Raw genomic sequence first — 17,809 nt, 5'->3', positions numbered from 1 at the left:
AAATAGACTTTTTAGACACGCTTTCACTTCGACTTCGCTCATTGTGAAAGCTGTTAGATCGGCTTCGCCTTTTAGATCGCTTCGCTCTTAGATTGTTAGACAGTTTCAGGCAATATTTGATTTTTTGTTTGAAACTTTATTGATACATTTTCACATTAGCGAATTTATAGAGATTCGCTTTTCCCTACAATGAATTATAACTATTGTAGTTACTCGTCATTTTTAGAACTATTTATGTAAATAATAATTGGATTTTCTCCGTCACTATTTCGTTTGGAGCGTCCATAAATACCTATAGTTATGTCGTTAGGTGAGTTCGTTTCAAGTTCAGAAGGGTTAACGTATGTGTACATTCCATATCCGTGTCCAGAAACAATCCAACCTTCGGTTTTCTTAAGAGATATTACATTAAAATCTCCTGCAGATCCGCCAGCGTAAACTGGACCGAATTCTTTCATTAATTTTATTGCTTCCTCCTCAATGTTGTCTATTTGATTGATATCATCAAATATTATATAGGTTCCATTTTTAAATAATACCCAATCTTTAAACTTAGGACTTATTGAGAGTTTAACATTTTCTAGTAATGATTTAGGTGCCATTTCTTTCTTTTTGATTTCAATTTTTGACTCTTTGTTCTTCATGTTATTTACGCAACTAATTAAAATTAAGGAGCTTAGGAGTGCTGTGAGTAGTATGCGCATTTTAGATTTTAATTAGTTATAATGTGTGTATAATTGAATCTCTAGTATCACTAGATCAGTTTTTAAGAGCTTAATTATTTTAAAACTACAATTTTCTCTCTCAAAATCAAAATCATTTAATTTTAAAATACAACTAAAAAGGTAGATTGCCACAAGTTTCCGCAAAGACGTTTCAATTAATTGAACTTATAAAAAACAAATAACCCTGAATATGTGTAGTAGGTACCATATTCAGGGTTTTCTTGAATTTATTAAATAACTAAACAGAGATGTTACTCTCTATGTTTAGTTCGTTGTTTTAAGGTAAACCTTTCAGTATGATTGTGTTAATATACCATTAAATTACAACCTCTGATGTCGGAATGATCAAAACGACCGAGAATTTCAAAGGTTCCATTGTGATGAATTTTGCCTAAATCTTGTGTAGCAATGAACGCACATGAGTTTATATTTGCCAAGTCAATGACGTTGATTCCACCCGATTTTTGGTTGGGTTGAATGGTAAGTGCATCTTCAGGATCGCGCGTGAAGAGTTTCATCCACGGAGGTGTTTTAAAAATTCCATTTCCTTTGGAGTATCCTTGCGATAGTAATTCGGTCATTCCATATTCCGAGTGAATTTCTGCCACACCAAAACCTTCGCAAAGTTGTTGATGCAATTCGGTGCGAATCATTTCTTTTCTGCGACCTTTCATGCCGCCTGTTTCCATAATGATGGTGTTTTTTAATTGAAACTGTGTGGTTTCAATCAAATCTAATAAAGCAAAAGAAACGCCGATAAGCAGCACTTTTTTTCCTTGTTGATCGAGTTGGATCAGTTTTGTAGTGAGTTCTTTTAAATCATGCAAATAAAAACCACTTTCTGACTGTTTACTGCGCTTGATGAGGTCGTTTGCCATATAAACTAACGATGAACCTTTTCGCTCTAAATAATTTGGTAAAAGTGCTAAAACGACATAGTTTTCAATGTTTCCGTAGAAATATTCAAATCCTTTGCGATAGCTTTTTTCATAGATGGAAATATCTGTAACATGATGTTTGCTTGTTGTACTTCCTGTAGTTCCCGAACTTGTAAATGTTTCTTGAATTGAATGCTTGTTTGAAACAATTTCGTGCGATTTGAAAAATTGAATTGGCAAAAACGGAATGTCTTCTATTTTTGTAATGTCGCTTGGGTGAATGTATAGTAAATCGCAAAAAGAGCGGTAGGTTTGATTATTTTCAAATTGATGCTGAAACGTTTGAAACGTTACTGTTTCAAAAGAAGCTTCGTCATGTATATTGAAAATTGTGTTGGAATCCATTTTTGCAAATTGTACTGCAAAAATAGGTAAAATATGCACAAGATTTTGTTTGTGTTTTTGCTTCTTTTAGTTGTGACGAATTTAGTTGGTAAACCTAGCGTTTCAGAATATAAAACAACAGATTATTACCGAGTAAAAAAGCGTTTGCTGACCACATTTCCTTTTCGATCGTAAAAAGTCCACCAACCGACTTTCTTTTTTACATGGACAAAGTTGCCTTCCGCTTTTACGCTTCCATCTTCGTAAAATAGTTTTGACGGACCTTCGGTTTTGTTGTTTTTATAAGTTCCTTGTGATTCTTTCCGTCCATCGGGATCAAAATTTATCCAAATTCCGTTTCCATATCCGTTTATGAATTGCTGTGCAGATTCTAATTCTCCGTTATCATATCGGGCACATAACCAACCTGTGTAGGGTTTTGTGCTTCCTTTGGCAAAATATTGTTGCCCGTTTGGAGTTCCATATTTTACGGTTGCATCGTTCATAGAAACCATTTCTGACGCTGTTGGTAATTCGGTTTTTTCATTTTGAGCACAATTGATAAAACTGACTAGATACATTAGTACGATTACTTTTTTCATTTCGTTATTTTTCAATCATTAGATATTTTGTTTCCATATAATAGAGATTCCAAATGCGGTCTCCGTTTTCATCTTTTATAGCTCCACGATTGCTACTAAAGTAGAAAAATTTTCCGTCGGGAGAGAAACTTGGAAAACCATCTGATTGCGACGAATTTACGACAGGACCTAAATTTTTTGGCGTGGACCAATTTCCTTCTTTTTTTACGGAATAGTAAATGTCTGAACCTCCATAACCATCATCTCGATTATCGGAAGAAAAGAAAAGGATTTTCCATCTGGCGAAAGCTGTGGCGCACTGTCATAATTTTTTTGACTTGAAGGCGGAATTAATTCTTGCGGTTTGCTATAGTTTCCGTTCTTTTTTAGCTCCGCATAGTAAATATTTGTTGCCTTATTTTTTGAACTTTTCGTCCAAAAATAGAGATTTCCATTCGTGTCAGTTATCGGTCCAGCTTCATAGTTTGCGGGCCATATATTGCCTGCTTGCATAGATTTGTTTATAGCCGAAGGTATTGGTTTTGGGGCAGACCATTTGTCATTGATTCTATCAACATACCAAATATTCATGTCCATTTTTTCGGTAGTACTGCCGTTCGGTAATGGTCTGTAGGATGCAAAATAGAGTTTACTTCCATCTTTATTTATAAATGGCGCTTCATCTTCATGTGTTGAGAACGTAGCAATAGTCGGCTGACTCCATCCGTTTTTAGTTTTGGTGAGTGTATAAATTCGTTTTTTTCCTGAAGTATCTTTTCTGGTGAAGTATGCGGTTTTTCCGTTTGGCATAAAATTAATTCCCCATTCGTTGGTGTTTTTTTTAGAGATGCGTCCTTTTTGAAATATAGTAGGCTCATCAATTTGTTGTATTCCATTTTCATAACGTTTTCGCGAAAGCACAACACCATTTACATCATAAATTAATTCAATTCCATCTTTTTTACCATTGATGTACGTAGCATCCGTTTTGAGTTGCCCATTTTTATAATAGTTTTTAAAAATTCCTTGTGCGATGTCGTTGATGTAGAAACTTTCGGAGCGCAACTGTCCGTTTGGATAAAAATATTCCCATCGTCCGTTTCCCAGACTATTTTTCCAATACGCTCTGTATCTTAAAATACCATTTGGATACCATTCTAACCAAAGTCCTTCTGTTTTTCCATTGATCACGGTTTTCCAGAGTGACGGACTTCCATTGGCATATTGTTCTGAGATAATACCTGTGTATGTTTTTAGATTAATTTCCGCTGCTTTTGCCACTTTTAGCGGTGTTTCAATTTGAGCAAGACTTTTATGAATAGTGAGTAAAGTAACGAGAAGAGTCAACGTGATTTCAAATGTGTTTTTCATTGTATACGTTTTAATCCTTTAAAAATATTCAACAAGAAGGAATTCACAATGATATTGTCGATAGGGCTGAAAATAGCCCGATGAACTCGTTATAATACTATTTTTTTTAGTGCTGGTAAATACGTGTCGCTTACTTTCAGACTTTTTCCATTGTTTAAATACACGTAGTGATATCGATCTACTTTTTTTAATTCTACAATGGTATTTATATTAACAAAGTGCGAGCGGTGCAATCGTATAAAAATGGTTGATTTAAAGGTCTCTTGGAGTTGGGAAATTCCTTTGGTAGCTAAAAATTCCTCGTTTTTAGTAAATACTTTCGTGTAATCGCCAAAAGCTTCTGCGTAGTAGACATCTTTTGTAGTAATCATGAGTTTTCTTGTGCCTTTGTGAAGAATGATTTTTGAAGGGAAATTGGCTTCTTTTTGAAGTAATTCTTCTGCTAAAGGAATTACATTTTCTTGATTTTTAAGGATTCTACTGAGTGCGCTTTCAAAACGTTTTTTACCATACGGTTTTAGTAAATAATCAATGGCGTGTACTTCAAATGCTTTGATTGCAAATTGGTCATAAGCTGTAGAGAATATGATTTCAGGAATTTCATCTAGTTGTGTAAGTACTTCAAAACCGTTAAGTCCTGGCATTTGTATGTCTAGAAATATTGCATCTGGTTTTAATTTATTGATCAATTTTACAGCATCTAATCCGTTTGATGCTTCTCCTATAATTTGAAGTTCTTTGTATGCAGTTATGTATTGACGCAATAAATTTCGTGCATCTTCTTCGTCGTCAATGATAATTATTGTTTTCAAATTGTAAACGAGATTTTAGTTCCTGTTGGAAGATTGTCTTCTATTTTTAATTCCGTATTGTAAATTTTTTCCAATCGCATTTTGGTATTTGATAATCCCAATCCTGTAGTGAACACATTTTCTTTAGTTGCAATGCCAATGCCTGTATCTTCTATAGAAACGTGTAGGCGATCGTTTTGTTTTTCAATTTTAATGATCAGTGTGGAAGGTGTAATTTTAGACGCAATTCCATGATTGACTGCATTTTCAACCAAAGGCTGTAACAGCATTGGTACAATTTTATACTGATAGACTTCCTCATCTACTTTAAAGGAAAAATGTAAGCGTTCTTTGAGTCGTATTTGCATTAGCTCTAAGTAGCTTTGTATGAAGTCGATTTCTTCTTTAATGGTGACCGTTTCGTTTTGAGATGCGTAATTCTGGTATCTGAAAAGGTCTGATAATTGTATGATTAATTCTCTTGTGCGTTCGTTTTCTTTTGGGATAGTCGCATTGATAGAGTTGAATAGATTGTGCAAGAAATGCGGATTTAATTGTGATTTTAAAGCTGTAATTTCACTTTTTAGAGTGATTTCTCGAAGAATAGCCTTTTCCTTTTCTTCTTTTTTGAATCGTTTAAAATATCCATAAGCGTGAATGAAGCCAAATTGCACAAGGTAGAAAAGCATAAAAGTATAGAGTGTCCAAATTACTTTGTAACCGCCCCAATACATTGCCCAACCAAAAATTTTTGTAACGCCAAGTAATGAAAAGTAACAGGCTGCAATGTATATTGGTAAAAATGCCAAATGCGACAACAATTGTACTTTGAGTTTGTATTTTCTTAACAGAATAGAAGTAATGTACCAAATAGGAATTGTAACTAAAAAGCTAATTAAAAATTGTGCGCCTCCAGAAGCGAAAAATTCTTCTAAATTAAAATAGGATGGATGTCCTTTTTTAAATCCGCCCCAAGAAATCCAGCTTGCGGTGTAATAGATAATGGAGGAAATAAAGTAGAAACTTAAAAATAAGACAATGTCTTGTTTGCTTATATATTCATATATTTTTTACCATAGTTTCATACAATTTACAATATAAGAAATATACTAGCTTCTCTTTACTATTTTAGATGAGTCCGTATATGTGTAGTTGAAATGGCCTATGAATATATTTCATAAAAAAAGCATCTTGAAAAATTCAAGATGCTTTTAATGTATTTATGTTTGGTAAAATTACTTGATCACTAATTTCTTAGTTGCAGATTTACCATTTTCTGTAATCTTAACAATATAGATTCCTGATTGTAAAGCAGCAACATTTAATGAATTTGTTACTGTAGTATTGATTACTTGTTTTCCAAGAATACTGTATACTTGTACATCTTTCGCATTGTTTGATGCAGAAGAAATTGTTACTGTATTTCCGTTTGTTGGATTTGGATACATGCTAAAAGAAGTAGTTCCAAATTCTTCAGTGCTTAATGTTGTATCAATATCACTAGCATATCTTGGAAGTACTTGGTATGTACCATTGAATTCTCCTCCTATACCAATAACATCAACTGGTACAGCTGGTATTGCTTGTCCAATTAAATCTTCATCACCAAAAGAAACTCTACAAACAGTTGTGTCTGTACCGCCATCAGTAGTTAGAGTGTAGTTTGTGTTGTCTGCAAACATTCCCATGTCAGCAAAAGTTACGTTTAATACTCTGATTAATCTACTTTCGTAAGCTTCTCCGTTTGTTGTTAACTCATTAGCAGTTACAAAAAGTGGTGTAATAGTATTTCCATTTGAAGATGCTCCTGGTATGTTAGCGGTAGGTACAAATTGAAGTACACCACTAAATTGAGATAATTGACCTTGTAATCCAATAATTCCGTCTCCGATGTTTAATGGAGCACTTAATGTTCCTGCAACGTCATCAATTAAGATTCCTGCACCTGCATCTTGGATATATTTTTGATTTCTTGTACTTTCTGTAACGATGTAAGAAATTAACGCTTCACCAGTTAACTCGTAGAATCCTCCTATTGTTCCAGCACGTAAGTCAGTAATGTTACTTACTTGTGTCATGTTAGCAACAGAAAAAGAAACCATTTTAGTATCAATTACCATGTTGTTTTCTAATAACTCAACAGTTACGTTGTATGTTCCACCATCCATTGTAGTAACACTATAAGGACTAGTAGCATCAGCATCTGTTGGGTTTGCGTCAACTGTTACATTTACTTGGTTTCCAGCAACCATTAAATCAATGTTTTGTGTTGTAAAAGTAACATCAACATTTGAAGTTCCTGGATCGTATACAGTTCCGTCAGCAGGCGTTACAATGCTTAAAGATGGTACTGAAGAGTTGTTCATGATTTCGTTCCATGAAGTAGCAACACGAACACCATCAATAGCTACAGCAGGAATGTTACTAGATTGACGGAAAGCAATAGAATTGATTGCTGATCCTGTGCTTCCTGTGTTTGTAGCTTCTGGCGTACCAGGCTCAGTAGCAGCAACAGCGTTTAATACATATAAGTTAGAAACTCCTGTAGAAATCTCATAAGAGAAGACTAATAAGTATGTTGTGTTTAAGCTGTATGGAGTAGTTCCGTATGTTAGAGTAGAGCTACTTGTTCCAATTCCAAAAAGGATATCTCCATTTCCATCGTCTTGTGCACCAATTCGTGCTCTAAATCCTCCTGTTGCATTAAAGTGTAAAAAGTAGTTTCCACTACCAACAGCACTTAAGTTTACTAATGCACTTCCGTACACAGTTCCAGTAGAAATTTCTGAGAAAGCTCTATTTACGTCTTGAGAAGTTCCAGAAAAAGTTGCATGCCCTCCTATTCCAGATGAAGGATATCCTGTCATTGTCAAACTTGGCGTTGCTACATATTGTACTGGGGCTGAAGAACCTGAATGTTGCACCCATGCTCCACCACTTGCCGTAGTTAAGTCTCCACCTGTCATTCCATAGTCGAAATTCTCGTCCAATACTTGTCCGAAAGAGATACAAGAAATAAACAAAGCAATTAATAAAAAGTAATTTTTAATCATACGTTATATTTTAACTATTCATAATAATATATGGTGCAAATATACAAAAGATGTCGAATTATAGAAGCCAACTTACGTATTTGTACGTTGTTTTAACCATTTGATAACAAAAGTGTTATTCAGTGCAAAGCAAAAAAAGAGGCTGTCTGGAAAGTTTCAGAAGTCGTCATTCTGGACTTGATCCAGAATCTCATAAAGCTGATTTTCAACTGTTATGCGAAACCGAATCAAGTTCGGTTTGACGAAATTATGACTTTTTAGACAGCCTCTTTTGTAAATATATATTTTAGGAATTAGTTTCCTACAGTCCAACCAGCTCCCCAAGTTGCGTAGTCCGTTCCTGTTCCATTTCCATCACCTGAAATTAAATCAGCTTCTGTAAATACAACTCCTGTATCGTTTTTTACCTTTGTAATAATGTCTGTAAATAATACATCATTTACTTGTGTTTCATTATTTGTTACGCCAGCTCCTGTTGGGCTATCAGTGTCGTTTCCGTCTAAATCAAAACCTTCTGCATATCCTTGTATTGCAACATTGTTAAAGATGACTCTTGTGCCTGCTCGTAAACGAATTGCTTCGCTACTAGTAGCTGATCCTAAACCAATAATTGTTAAATTGTTTACAGTTGGCGAAGAGAAGTAGATTGGGTTTGAGTTGTTTCCAATATCTGTATTGAAACCATCTGCTTCAATTCCTTTGTCATGACTAGGGCCGTGTTTTACATACGCGTTTGTAATGGTTCCTGTGTATCCTTCTGTCCAGTCAATAGAATCATCTTCTGCATTTACGACAGAAATGTAATCTGCATTTACAGTTCCACCAAAAAATTCAAATCCATCATCTTTTCCTTCGTACACTTGTACATATTCTACAGTTGTTCCGTTTCCAACTCCGTAAAAAGAGATTCCGTTATTTTCTGATTGTCCATCCGCAGAACCACCAGAATATTGTATACGTACATATCGTATGGTACCAGAGTTGTCCGTTGCGTCCGTTCCGCCGTAAGGCAAACTAGCAATTTCAGATGTTGCAGTCGCATTCCCAGCAACAGAATTTATTGGCGCACTTCCTAAGATGATTAATCCTCCCCAATCTCCAGCAGTTGGTGCAGACGCGTCAGACGTAAAAATGATTGGCTCACTTGCAGTTCCGATAGCTTCAATGGTTGCTCCTTGCGAAATGGCAACATATACATCCGATCCAGAAGCCAAGGCTTCAATTGTCATCCCAGCAGGAATACGCAACGTTGTTCCTGACGCCATGATTAATGATCCGTTTATTTTGTAGGTGTTGTTGGCGTCTAAGTCTAAATCGTCTGTGTAGGTTCCAGATAATAAAATGGTTCCTGGTGTAGTAGTAGCGCCTCCTCCATTGTTTACAATGTTAATGTCTGCCGTGTCATCAGAAGCACAAGAAGAGATGCTTAATAAGCCTACTATTGCTAATCCTAATGCAAAGTAATTTTTCATGTTGTTGATTTTTTTAGTTGTGTTGTTTGTGTGTTTAGAATTTATATTTTAATTGAATTCCAATGTTTCTTCCTCTGTCAAATCCTGAAACGCCTTTTCCGTTTGTTGAGGTTACTAAAACGTCTCCTCCTGTAGTTTCACGAACGAATTTGATATCTGGATTTAAAATGTTTTTGATGCTAAAGTTGACTTCAAAGTTGTCTGTGATTTTATTTTTTAGAATGAAATCTAATGTCGGAACACTTTTTTCAATGATGTTTCCTAATTGTCCAGATCCTAACGCGTCAATTCTGTCTGAGAAATAAGAGAATACTAAATTCCCTGTTGGTTTGTAGCTTCCAAAAGTAGGAGAGTAGCTTACATCTGCATTGATAATGAATGGTGAAGCGCCTTGTAATTGTTCCGTATCTTCTCTGAAACTTACACTATATGTACCTGCAATTTCGTCGTATAAATCTTGCTCCGTGTGCATGATTGTAGTGTTTAATCCGGCAGAAAGTATTGTTTCTTCATCTTCGTTTTGAAGTATGTTTTTTCTAAATTCAATTTCAACTCCATATACAGTTGCTTTTTCACCTGTTCTAAAGTAACGTTGTGTTCCTGTGGCATCAAAAGCGACAACTCGGTTTACAGGATCAGAAATTTGTTTTCCGAAAGCAGATACAGAGAAAATTTCTCCTTTTCCATAAAACCATTCATATTTTAAGTCAAAGTTGAGTACGTTTGAGTACGATTTGTCACTTACATTTACAAAATTTGGATCGGTAGCGCCTAATAAATCTGGGTTACCACCAATTCTGTTCGTTACATCAATATAAACGAAAGGTGCTGTTTCTTTAAATTCGGGAAGTGAAACCGTTCTACTTGCAGAAAAACGAATATTCTGTTCTTCTGTCAAAGCATATTTTACATTTAAACTTGGTAAAATGAAGTTTTCATACGCGCTTCTGCTTGAGTTTCCGTTGTTTCCTAAGTTAATTACGTCGTAGGCAATACTTTGATTGAACGATTCAAAACGAACACCAGGCACAATTAACCATTTTTCTGATTTAATTTCTGCATCAGCGTATCCAGCAAATAAATCTAAATTACCCGTGTATGTGTTTTCAGCCAATCCTGGTCTGTTGGTATTTCCTAAATCTGGAATGGAGTTGATGACTTTAATATCATAGATTGATCCGCCATCAGCATTAAAGTTTCCAATGTTGAAGATGCTATTTAAGTTATTTACATCCGTAATTGCAAAGTTTGAATCCACAATGTCATATCCGTAACGAATGTTTTCAAAATTACGCTCTTTGCTTCTTCCGTTGTATCCAAAATTCAGTTTGAAGTTTTCATTTACAGTGTACGCTAAATTGATACGTCCGTTAAACTCAGTATCGTCAATGTCTTGGAAATAACGCTGATTATCAAAAGCGACATTGCTAAAAAATGTTGGGTTTGTGGTAGGATCGTTGTCCAACGCAAATTGATAGTTTTCAATACTAATACGTTTTCTGTCGGGTTGTTTTGCATACACCAAGTTGTATCCTGCTGCCCAATCAATTTCTATATTATCATTTTTGTGATTACCGATCAATTGGTTCACAAACACTTGATTTTGATCGAATTGTGCATTCATTTGATAAAAACCTTCATCAGTATTTAAAATGGCATCTCTATTTCTTCCTTTTCCATCAATACCAAAATACCCAACTTCATTTGTAGAACTGTTAACGAATAATGAATTGAATTTTAATTTGTTTTTAGCATCAATTTTATAATTTACAGTTCCCATTGCAGTAGTCGTTGTACTATATTCAAACTCTTCTGCATCTTCAAAAGCTTTCTTTTCAACCGTTGTAAAATCGGTTGCTTCACCTCTTCTATATTCATACGCGTTTTCAAAAGAAACGGTTCCAAATACGCTTATGCGCGAATCATTTTCGAAATCCCATGATTTTCCTCCAGAAATTCCAAAAGCAACATTAATAGGAACGCTTACATCTTCCGGATCTACTCCGTGCGATAAAATGACCGCAAACGGATTTTGTTTGTGTCGTGCATAATCTCCGAAAAATCCTGAACCTTCACTTTTTACAAAGTTTTCTCCGACAGCATTTGTGTTAACACTTGTTCCTACAAACGCTTCCAATTTTCCTTTTCCTTTAAAGTCTTTTGAATTGACGTTTACATTACCTGCGGCAAAATCACCATATTGTTTTCCAGAATACGCTTTACTAATAGAAACGTTTTCAATAACATCCGAAGCAAATAAGCTTAATTCAATATTCTTTTTATTAATATCATTAGATGGTAATGGCAATCCGTTAAAAGTTGTATTCAAATATCGATCGCCCAAACCACGCACATATACATTGCTTGATCCTTCTTGTTTAGAAACTCCCGAAATTTTTGTTACGGCACCTGCGGCATCACTTACACCTTTTCTGGCAAGTTCTTCTGCGCCAATAATTTGTTTAATATCTTTCGATTTCTTTTGCTCTAGTAACGTAGCAGCTTCTGAAACTTTTCTAGCCGTTCCTGTAATAACGATGGCGTCTAAAGCAGCAGCATTTGCAGCCAAAATTACGTCAACCGTCGTTACTTTATCAGCAGTTACTATAATGTTAGGAATCTCTTTTGTTTCATATCCAACAAAACTAACAACAAGTGTGTAGGTTCCTGGTGCAACTTCCGTAATTTGGTAAAGTCCATCTAAATCAGAAGTCGTTCCTTTTGTAGTTCCTTTAATAGAAATATTAGAAAAAGGCAAGGGTTCATTATTGACTTCTTTATCGAGCACTTTTCCAGCAATAGATCCGTTTTGTGCAAATCCTATTATAAAGCTAAAAAATAGGAGAACTGTAAGCGTAACTTTTTGTATCATCAGATGTTTTTATTTGACATGGCAAAGAAATGCGTAGCATGTAAAACTGTTGTTACTTACAGATTAATGGTTTGTTATATGTATGTTAGTTAATTGTTATCATATTAAATAACTGTTAACTACTTTCATTTTTTAATTTTATCTTTACTTTTGAAGGATAAAACAAAACACAACTATTATTTAATTGCAACAAAATCAGCTATTTAAACTAAATGACACACAATGAAAAAAAAGGAGATCAAAATATTATTGGTTGATGATGAGCCAGATATATTAGAAATTGTAGGATATAATTTGTCATCAGAAGGATATCAAATCTTTACCGCAATTAATGGTGTAGATGCTGTTGCAAAAGCAAAAAAAATAAAGCCACACTTAATCATTATGGATGTAATGATGCCAGAAATGGACGGAATGGAAGCGTGTGAAAATATTAGAAAAGACAGCAGTCTTGCCAATACCATCATTACATTTTTAACTGCTAGAGGTGAAGATTACTCGCAAGTTGCCGGATTTGACGCTGGTGCAGATGATTATATTACAAAACCCATCAAACCAAAAGTATTGGTGAGCAAAGTAAAAGCATTGTTGCGCAGACTTAAAAATGATGATAACAATGAACAAATTCTTACAGTTGGTAATATTGTCATTAACAGAGAAGAATACAAAATCTTAAAAGATGGCGAAGAAATTATTTTACCAAGAAAAGAATTTGAATTACTTTCTTTATTAGCTTCTCGGCCAGGAAAAGTATTTAAACGTGAAGAAATTTTAGATAAAGTTTGGGGAAATGAAGTGATTGTTGGTGGACGAACGATTGATGTACACATCCGAAAACTAAGAGAAAAAATAGGCGAAGCTCATTTTAAAACTGTAAAAGGAGTAGGTTACAAATACGTATAAATACGAGATGACTAGAAAACTCAAAAAATCGTATCGTTTTGCGCTTCGATCGTCGTTGTATATTACCTTGTTTGCAACCACGATTATAACAGCATTGCTGTACTTTTTTGGTATAAAAAACCTGTTTGTGCCAATATTGTTTTTTGCAATTTGCTTCACGTTTTGTTTCTTCATTTTGCAATTTCGTGTAGAACGATTCATCTACCGAAGAGTAAAAAAAATATACGATGATGTAACGTTGTTGGATGTAAGTGATTTTCAAAATTACCCAATCACAACAGATATGGCAACGTTAACGAAGGAAATTGAAAAGTTTGCTACCAATAAAAAATTAGAGATTGAAACCTTAAAGGTTCGAGAAAACTATAGAAAAGAATTTATTGGAAATGTTTCGCACGAGCTAAAAACACCCTTATTTACCGTGCAAGGATACATTCTTACACTGCTTGATGGTGCAATGGAAGACAAGGCAATTCGGAAAAAATACTTAAATCGTGCCGAAAAAGGTGTTGAACGCCTGATCTATATCGTAAAAGATTTAGACATGATTACCAAACTAGAAGTTGGTGATGTACATTTAGATACACAAGAATTTGACATTATTGAATTGGTGCAAAGTGTATTTGATTTGTTAGAAATGAAAGCCGCTAAAAAACAAATTACACTTGCGTTTGATATGAATTATTCAAAACCGATTGTGGTGTTGGCAGACAAAGAACGGATTCAGCAAGTATTAACGAATTTGATTGTAAACTCCATAAAATACGGCCGCGAAAACGGAACAACAGAAATTAGTGTTGAAAACCTAATCCGAAATAAAGTGATTGTGCGTGTTACCGATAACGGCGAAGGAATAGAAACGGAGAATATTCCGCGATTATTTGAACGTTTTTATCGTGTAGATCAAAGTGGTTCGCGTCAAGAAGGTGGATCTGGTTTGGGACTTTCTATCGTAAAACATATTATTGAAGCGCACAACGAACGTATTTATGTTGAAAGTGAAATGGATGTCGGTTCCGAGTTTTCATTTACGCTGGAAAAGGTGGAATAACGCTTTGTAATCTTCTTTATAATTCAATGCACTTAATCCTTTAAAATCTTTAATTCGATCCAATTGAGCAATTGAAAACGCATCTTGTGTCGCCATTGGAACCAATTGTTGCTTTTGCAAACGTTTGGCCAAATATTCTTGCTCAAACTGTCCTGGTGTCGGAATGAAAAATGCTTTCTTATTCAACTTTGTCAAATCCATCACCGTTGTATAACCCGAACGCGCTAGTACAAAAGCACTTTCGTTACATGCTTTTTCGAGTTCTTCACTTTGCATAAAATTCACTACTTCACAATTCAAAAACTGAAAACGTTCTTGGTTGGTTTCGACCTTTCCACGAACAAAAAGCACCTTTCCATCAAAATATTTTACTTCTTCAAACAGCTTTTCTTCTAACATGGTACGTTGTGGCTCTGGGCCAGATAAGATTACCATTAAATCGTATACAATTGGCACTTTTTGACTTTCTAATCTGCTTAGTGGGCCAATATATTTTAGTGGAAGCGAATGTTTTTTTAAATGGCCTAATTTCCCTGAAAGATTTGGTTTTTCTGCCACATCGGGAACCCAACATTCGTCAAATTTCTTAATCACAAGTTGATGCAATTTACTACTAAACCAAGTAGTAGTACCGCTTAACACATTTAGTTGATGCGTAATAAATACAGAAGGTACTTTTTTGCTAAACACGCCAGGTCGGTTGTCAGAAATAATTCCGCAGAAATCACGCTTTTTCACTAACTTCTTCACAATTTTCTTTTCTTCGGAAATGGCTTTGAGCATTTTTGGAGAATCTTTCAACATCTTCAGCTTAAAATTCTTTCCTTTTTTAGCGTATTCAATTTGGTAATCGGGCAGTGTTATTGTTTCTAAATCGGGAAATTCTTTTTGTAGCAATTGAAGCGAAATCCCATCAGAACCAATGACTGGCGTAAAGTTTTCGGCAAGTAATGCACGTATAATCGGAATGCATCGCGTGGCATGTCCTAAACCCCAATTTAGCGGTGCAATGAGAACGGTTTTTGAATTCTTCATAAAATCAAAGATAAGAATATTAAAAGGTCTGCAAGATTTCCTTAGTTTTGTCAAAATATTAAGAAAATATCAGTTTGATAAAAATAAATGATATGCGCTAAAAGTGCCATTTCTTTTATTTAGCGAGTAAAAAAAGCGAAAATAAAAAACTGAATTTTCAATATTTAAGAACAGCATAAAAAAATATTTATAAATTTTGTTTGAATGAAATACGTCGAGCTTACATTAAGAAACTACTGTGGGAAGTAAAAACAAACTGAAACGTTTTAGAGAAAACGATACGTTTTCAAATGTAATACAGCCAACACGCGAAGAAATTGTAGCTGGAAATTTTCCGTATAAAGGAAAATGGAACAGTGATTTCTTTAAAAATGATGCGCCAATTGTATTGGAATTAGGTTGTGGAAAAGGAGAATACAGTGTTGCACTGGCTAAAAAATTTCCAAATAAAAACTTTGTCGGAATCGATATTAAAGGTGCTCGTTTTTGGCGTGGTGCAAAAACTGCTGTAGAAGACAACATGAATAATGTTGCTTTTATAAGGACGCAAATAGAGTTGCTTGAAGGATTATTTGCCGAAAATGAAGTTTCCGAAATTTGGATTACTTTTCCCGATCCGCAAATAAAATACAAGCGTACCAAACACAGAATGACGAACGAAACATTTTTGGCGCTTTACAAAAAAGTACTCAATGCAGAAGGTACTGTACATTTAAAAACGGATAGCGAATTTATGCATGGGTACACGCTTGGTCTTTTGCATGGCGCAGGACACGAAGTGTTGTATGCAAATCATGATGTGTACAAAAATGAAGGAAGTCCGGCAGAAGTTACTGACATTCAAACGTTTTACGAGTCACAATATTTGGAAGTAAACAAGGCAATTACTTATATTCACTTTAAAATTAAGTAATGGCCGATCTCATTATTCTCTTTTTTATCACTTTTTCTGCTGCACTTTTGGGTGTAGTTCCTCCAGGTTTAATAAACATTACGGCGGCAAAAATTAGTACACAAAAGGGAAAATTGAATGGTGTTATTTTTGCAATTGGTGCCTCAATAGTTGTAATGATTCAGGCAGTTATTGCGGTAATGATTTCCAAATATTTATACAACAATCAAGAAGTAATTGTCGTATTAGAAAAAGTGGCATTGGTCATATTTGGCTTGTTAGGAATCTACTTTTTTATCATCGCAAGAAAGAAAAAGCGAAAAGAAAAACGAATTCGAATGGTAAAAGTGAGCAAAAAAGGAAGCTTCTTTAAAGGAATTTTCTTAGCAATGCTCAACGTATTACCAATTCCGTATTTTATTGGTTTAAATGCTTTGTGGAGAACGTCGGGCTTGATGGAATTCTCAATTCCCGATGTCATTATATTTGTATTAGGAACAGGTTTTGGAACCTTTGCTATGTTATATATGTATGTGTTTTACTTTAACAAATCACAATCAAAATCGGGACATTTCTCAAAGTATTCCGATCATATTTTAAGTGCGTTAATGTTGGTTTTAGTCATCGTGACGCTTGTTCGTATTTTTTATCATAACGATGCTGCCGCATGAAACCTGAAAACCAAAATTTCTTTGAACGCGTGTATGAAGTCGCTCGTTTAATTCCGTATGGAAGAGTGACAAGTTACGGCGCTATTGCCAAATATTTAGGCGCGGCTAGAAGTGCGCGTATGGTTGGTTGGGCAATGAATAGTTCTGGAAAGCACGAAGACGTTCACGCGCACAGAGTGGTAAACAAAAAAGGCTTACTTACAGGAAAGCATCATTTTCAAGGCACCAACTTAATGCAACAATTGCTAGAAAGTGAAGGTGTAGAAGTTATAGACAATCAGATTCAAAATCTTGACAAATATCTTTGGGATCCTTCTGAGGAACTTTTGTAGGATGTTAATTTGAAAATGTATAAAAAACTACGATTCGTCTTTGCGAGAAAGAATGACGAAGCAATCTTCTTCAAAGAAAACTTAAATTTCTATTAGAAACAGACTACCACGTCGTAAACTCCTCGTAGTGACGTATATCTTTAATTTTATATCGCTTCCGCAGAATTGACACTGCTACATTGAAAATTTCTTAAAAATAACTACCAAACGTTTTTCCGAAAATGAATGACAAAGGTCATTGCAGAATAATCGTCTGACTAAAATACTAAAGCGAAGCGTGACTAACAATCTAAAAGCGAAGCGCTTCTATAGCGTAAGCAATAACAATTACCCTTTCACCATTTTCTTAACTAAAACCGCACCTGATTCCGTTTCAATCTTAACAAAATAAGTTCCTTGTGCTAGTTTTGAAGTTTTAATTTCAATTGTACTTTGTGTTCCTGTGAAAGTTTCTTCTTGAATAAATTTACCTGAAATATCATAGATTTTGATGTTTTCAATAGTTTCTTTCGTTTTTATGATCACAACATCTTTTACAGGATTCGGATACATTTCAAAACTCTCAAACGAAATATCAGTTGTACTCAACACGTCTTTTATAACTGTGATACTATTGTTTGTTAGAATAGGAAAATTATAATCAAAATAAATCTCTGCATCATTTTCAAACGTATCGTTAATGTCTAAAGTGGGAAGTGTTTTTATTTTAAACGTCACAAAACCATCATTAGAAGCATCATCAAAAGGCAAATTGATATTTTGAAAAATAAACTCTACCGTGTTTGCATTGGTAAATCT

The 17,809-nt window shown here is 34.7% G+C and carries 16 protein-coding genes; 5 read left to right on the top strand and 11 right to left on the bottom strand.

Annotated elements, in window-relative coordinates:
• Positions 1-209 precede the first annotated feature (209 nt).
• From AB8B65_RS20780 to AB8B65_RS20740, 9 genes are all read right to left on the bottom strand, one after another.
• Positions 210-644: a hypothetical protein gene (locus AB8B65_RS20780; protein WP_405303197.1), complete on the bottom strand. Its 435-nt coding sequence runs from the start codon at positions 642-644 to the stop codon at positions 210-212.
• Between the two features lie 386 nt (positions 645-1,030).
• Entirely contained in the window at positions 1,031-2,008 is a 978-nt protein-coding gene (locus AB8B65_RS20775) for an acyl transferase (RefSeq protein WP_405303196.1), read from the bottom strand.
• 125 nt (positions 2,009-2,133) lie between these two features.
• Complete coding sequence (locus AB8B65_RS20770) at positions 2,134-2,589, bottom strand: toxin-antitoxin system YwqK family antitoxin (protein WP_405303195.1); 456 nt, start codon at positions 2,587-2,589, stop codon at positions 2,134-2,136.
• 204 nt (positions 2,590-2,793) lie between these two features.
• On the bottom strand, positions 2,794-3,939 hold the full coding sequence (locus AB8B65_RS20765; RefSeq protein ID WP_405303194.1) for a hypothetical protein: 1,146 nt from the start codon (positions 3,937-3,939) through the stop codon (positions 2,794-2,796).
• An 89-nt stretch (positions 3,940-4,028) separates the two neighbouring features.
• The gene (locus AB8B65_RS20760; RefSeq protein WP_405303193.1) at positions 4,029-4,751 is read right to left on the bottom strand and encodes a LytR/AlgR family response regulator transcription factor; all 723 of its coding nucleotides are present in this window, start codon (positions 4,749-4,751) and stop codon (positions 4,029-4,031) included.
• On the bottom strand, positions 4,748-5,548 hold the full coding sequence (locus AB8B65_RS20755) for a sensor histidine kinase (RefSeq protein WP_405303192.1): 801 nt from the start codon (positions 5,546-5,548) through the stop codon (positions 4,748-4,750). Before AB8B65_RS20755 ends, AB8B65_RS20760 begins: the two co-directional genes overlap by 4 nt.
• A 417-nt stretch (positions 5,549-5,965) precedes the next feature.
• Positions 5,966-7,783, bottom strand: coding sequence for a T9SS type A sorting domain-containing protein (locus AB8B65_RS20750; RefSeq protein WP_405303191.1), 1,818 nt, complete (start codon positions 7,781-7,783; stop codon positions 5,966-5,968).
• A 293-nt stretch (positions 7,784-8,076) separates the two neighbouring features.
• Complete coding sequence (locus AB8B65_RS20745; protein WP_405303190.1) at positions 8,077-9,255, bottom strand: multidrug transporter; 1,179 nt, start codon at positions 9,253-9,255, stop codon at positions 8,077-8,079.
• Between the two features lie 34 nt (positions 9,256-9,289).
• Positions 9,290-12,127, bottom strand: coding sequence for a TonB-dependent receptor domain-containing protein (locus AB8B65_RS20740; RefSeq protein WP_405303189.1), 2,838 nt, complete (start codon positions 12,125-12,127; stop codon positions 9,290-9,292).
• 222 nt (positions 12,128-12,349) lie between these two features.
• On the opposite strand from AB8B65_RS20740, the gene AB8B65_RS20735 reads away from it, so the two are divergent.
• A complete protein-coding gene (locus AB8B65_RS20735) occupies positions 12,350-13,030 on the top strand; it encodes a response regulator transcription factor (RefSeq protein ID WP_405303188.1) in 681 nt (226 codons plus the stop codon).
• Positions 13,031-13,037: 7 nt separating this feature from the next.
• A complete protein-coding gene (locus AB8B65_RS20730) occupies positions 13,038-14,081 on the top strand; it encodes an ATP-binding protein (protein WP_405303187.1) in 1,044 nt (347 codons plus the stop codon).
• Here the strand turns inward: AB8B65_RS20730 and AB8B65_RS20725 are convergent.
• Positions 14,055-15,116, bottom strand: a complete 1,062-nt coding sequence (locus AB8B65_RS20725) for a glycosyltransferase (protein WP_405303186.1) — start codon at positions 15,114-15,116, stop codon at positions 14,055-14,057. The two genes, AB8B65_RS20730 and AB8B65_RS20725, sit on opposite strands and share 27 nt — an antisense overlap.
• Positions 15,117-15,354: 238 nt before the next feature.
• Between AB8B65_RS20725 and trmB the strand changes: the two genes are divergently transcribed.
• From trmB to AB8B65_RS20710, 3 genes are read left to right on the top strand one after another with little or no spacing between them, the layout of a single operon-like run.
• Entirely contained in the window at positions 15,355-16,029 is a 675-nt protein-coding gene (gene trmB / locus AB8B65_RS20720) for a tRNA (guanosine(46)-N7)-methyltransferase TrmB (protein WP_405303185.1), read from the top strand.
• Complete coding sequence (locus AB8B65_RS20715) at positions 16,029-16,679, top strand: lysine transporter LysE (RefSeq protein ID WP_405303184.1); 651 nt, start codon at positions 16,029-16,031, stop codon at positions 16,677-16,679. Before trmB ends, AB8B65_RS20715 begins: the two co-directional genes overlap by 1 nt.
• Positions 16,676-17,011: an MGMT family protein gene (locus AB8B65_RS20710; RefSeq protein ID WP_405303183.1), complete on the top strand. Its 336-nt coding sequence runs from the start codon at positions 16,676-16,678 to the stop codon at positions 17,009-17,011. Before AB8B65_RS20715 ends, AB8B65_RS20710 begins: the two co-directional genes overlap by 4 nt.
• 327 nt (positions 17,012-17,338) lie before the next feature.
• Here AB8B65_RS20710 and AB8B65_RS20705 read toward each other — a convergent pair.
• The coding region (locus AB8B65_RS20705) for a T9SS type A sorting domain-containing protein (protein ID WP_405303182.1) at positions 17,339-17,809 on the bottom strand (471 nt) is incomplete at its 5' end.

The organism is Kordia sp., assembly GCF_045105435.1.
Classification (GTDB): Bacteria; Bacteroidota; Bacteroidia; order Flavobacteriales; family Flavobacteriaceae; genus Kordia.
The sequence above is the reverse complement of the archived record's forward strand: the minus strand, read 5'-3'. Positions and strand labels throughout refer to the sequence as shown.

Bases quoted from the DNA above. Each gene is read 5' to 3' on its own strand.
- AB8B65_RS20780 (WP_405303197.1), bottom strand. From the start codon at position 644: ATGAAGAACAAAGAGTCAAAAATTGAAATCAAAAAGAAAGAAATGGCA.
- AB8B65_RS20775 (WP_405303196.1), bottom strand. From the start codon at position 2,008: ATGGATTCCAACACAATTTTCAATATACATGACGAAGCTTCTTTTGAA.
- AB8B65_RS20770 (WP_405303195.1), bottom strand. From the start codon at position 2,589: ATGAAAAAAGTAATCGTACTAATGTATCTAGTCAGTTTTATCAATTGT.
- AB8B65_RS20765 (WP_405303194.1), bottom strand. From the start codon at position 3,939: ATGAAAAACACATTTGAAATCACGTTGACTCTTCTCGTTACTTTACTC.
- AB8B65_RS20750 (WP_405303191.1), bottom strand. From the start codon at position 7,783: ATGATTAAAAATTACTTTTTATTAATTGCTTTGTTTATTTCTTGTATC.
- AB8B65_RS20745 (WP_405303190.1), bottom strand. From the start codon at position 9,255: ATGAAAAATTACTTTGCATTAGGATTAGCAATAGTAGGCTTATTAAGC.
- AB8B65_RS20740 (WP_405303189.1), bottom strand. From the start codon at position 12,127: ATGATACAAAAAGTTACGCTTACAGTTCTCCTATTTTTTAGCTTTATA.
- AB8B65_RS20735 (WP_405303188.1), top strand. From the start codon at position 12,350: ATGAAAAAAAAGGAGATCAAAATATTATTGGTTGATGATGAGCCAGAT.
- AB8B65_RS20730 (WP_405303187.1), top strand. From the start codon at position 13,038: ATGACTAGAAAACTCAAAAAATCGTATCGTTTTGCGCTTCGATCGTCG.
- AB8B65_RS20725 (WP_405303186.1), bottom strand. From the start codon at position 15,116: ATGAAGAATTCAAAAACCGTTCTCATTGCACCGCTAAATTGGGGTTTA.
- AB8B65_RS20715 (WP_405303184.1), top strand. From the start codon at position 16,029: ATGGCCGATCTCATTATTCTCTTTTTTATCACTTTTTCTGCTGCACTT.
- AB8B65_RS20710 (WP_405303183.1), top strand. From the start codon at position 16,676: ATGAAACCTGAAAACCAAAATTTCTTTGAACGCGTGTATGAAGTCGCT.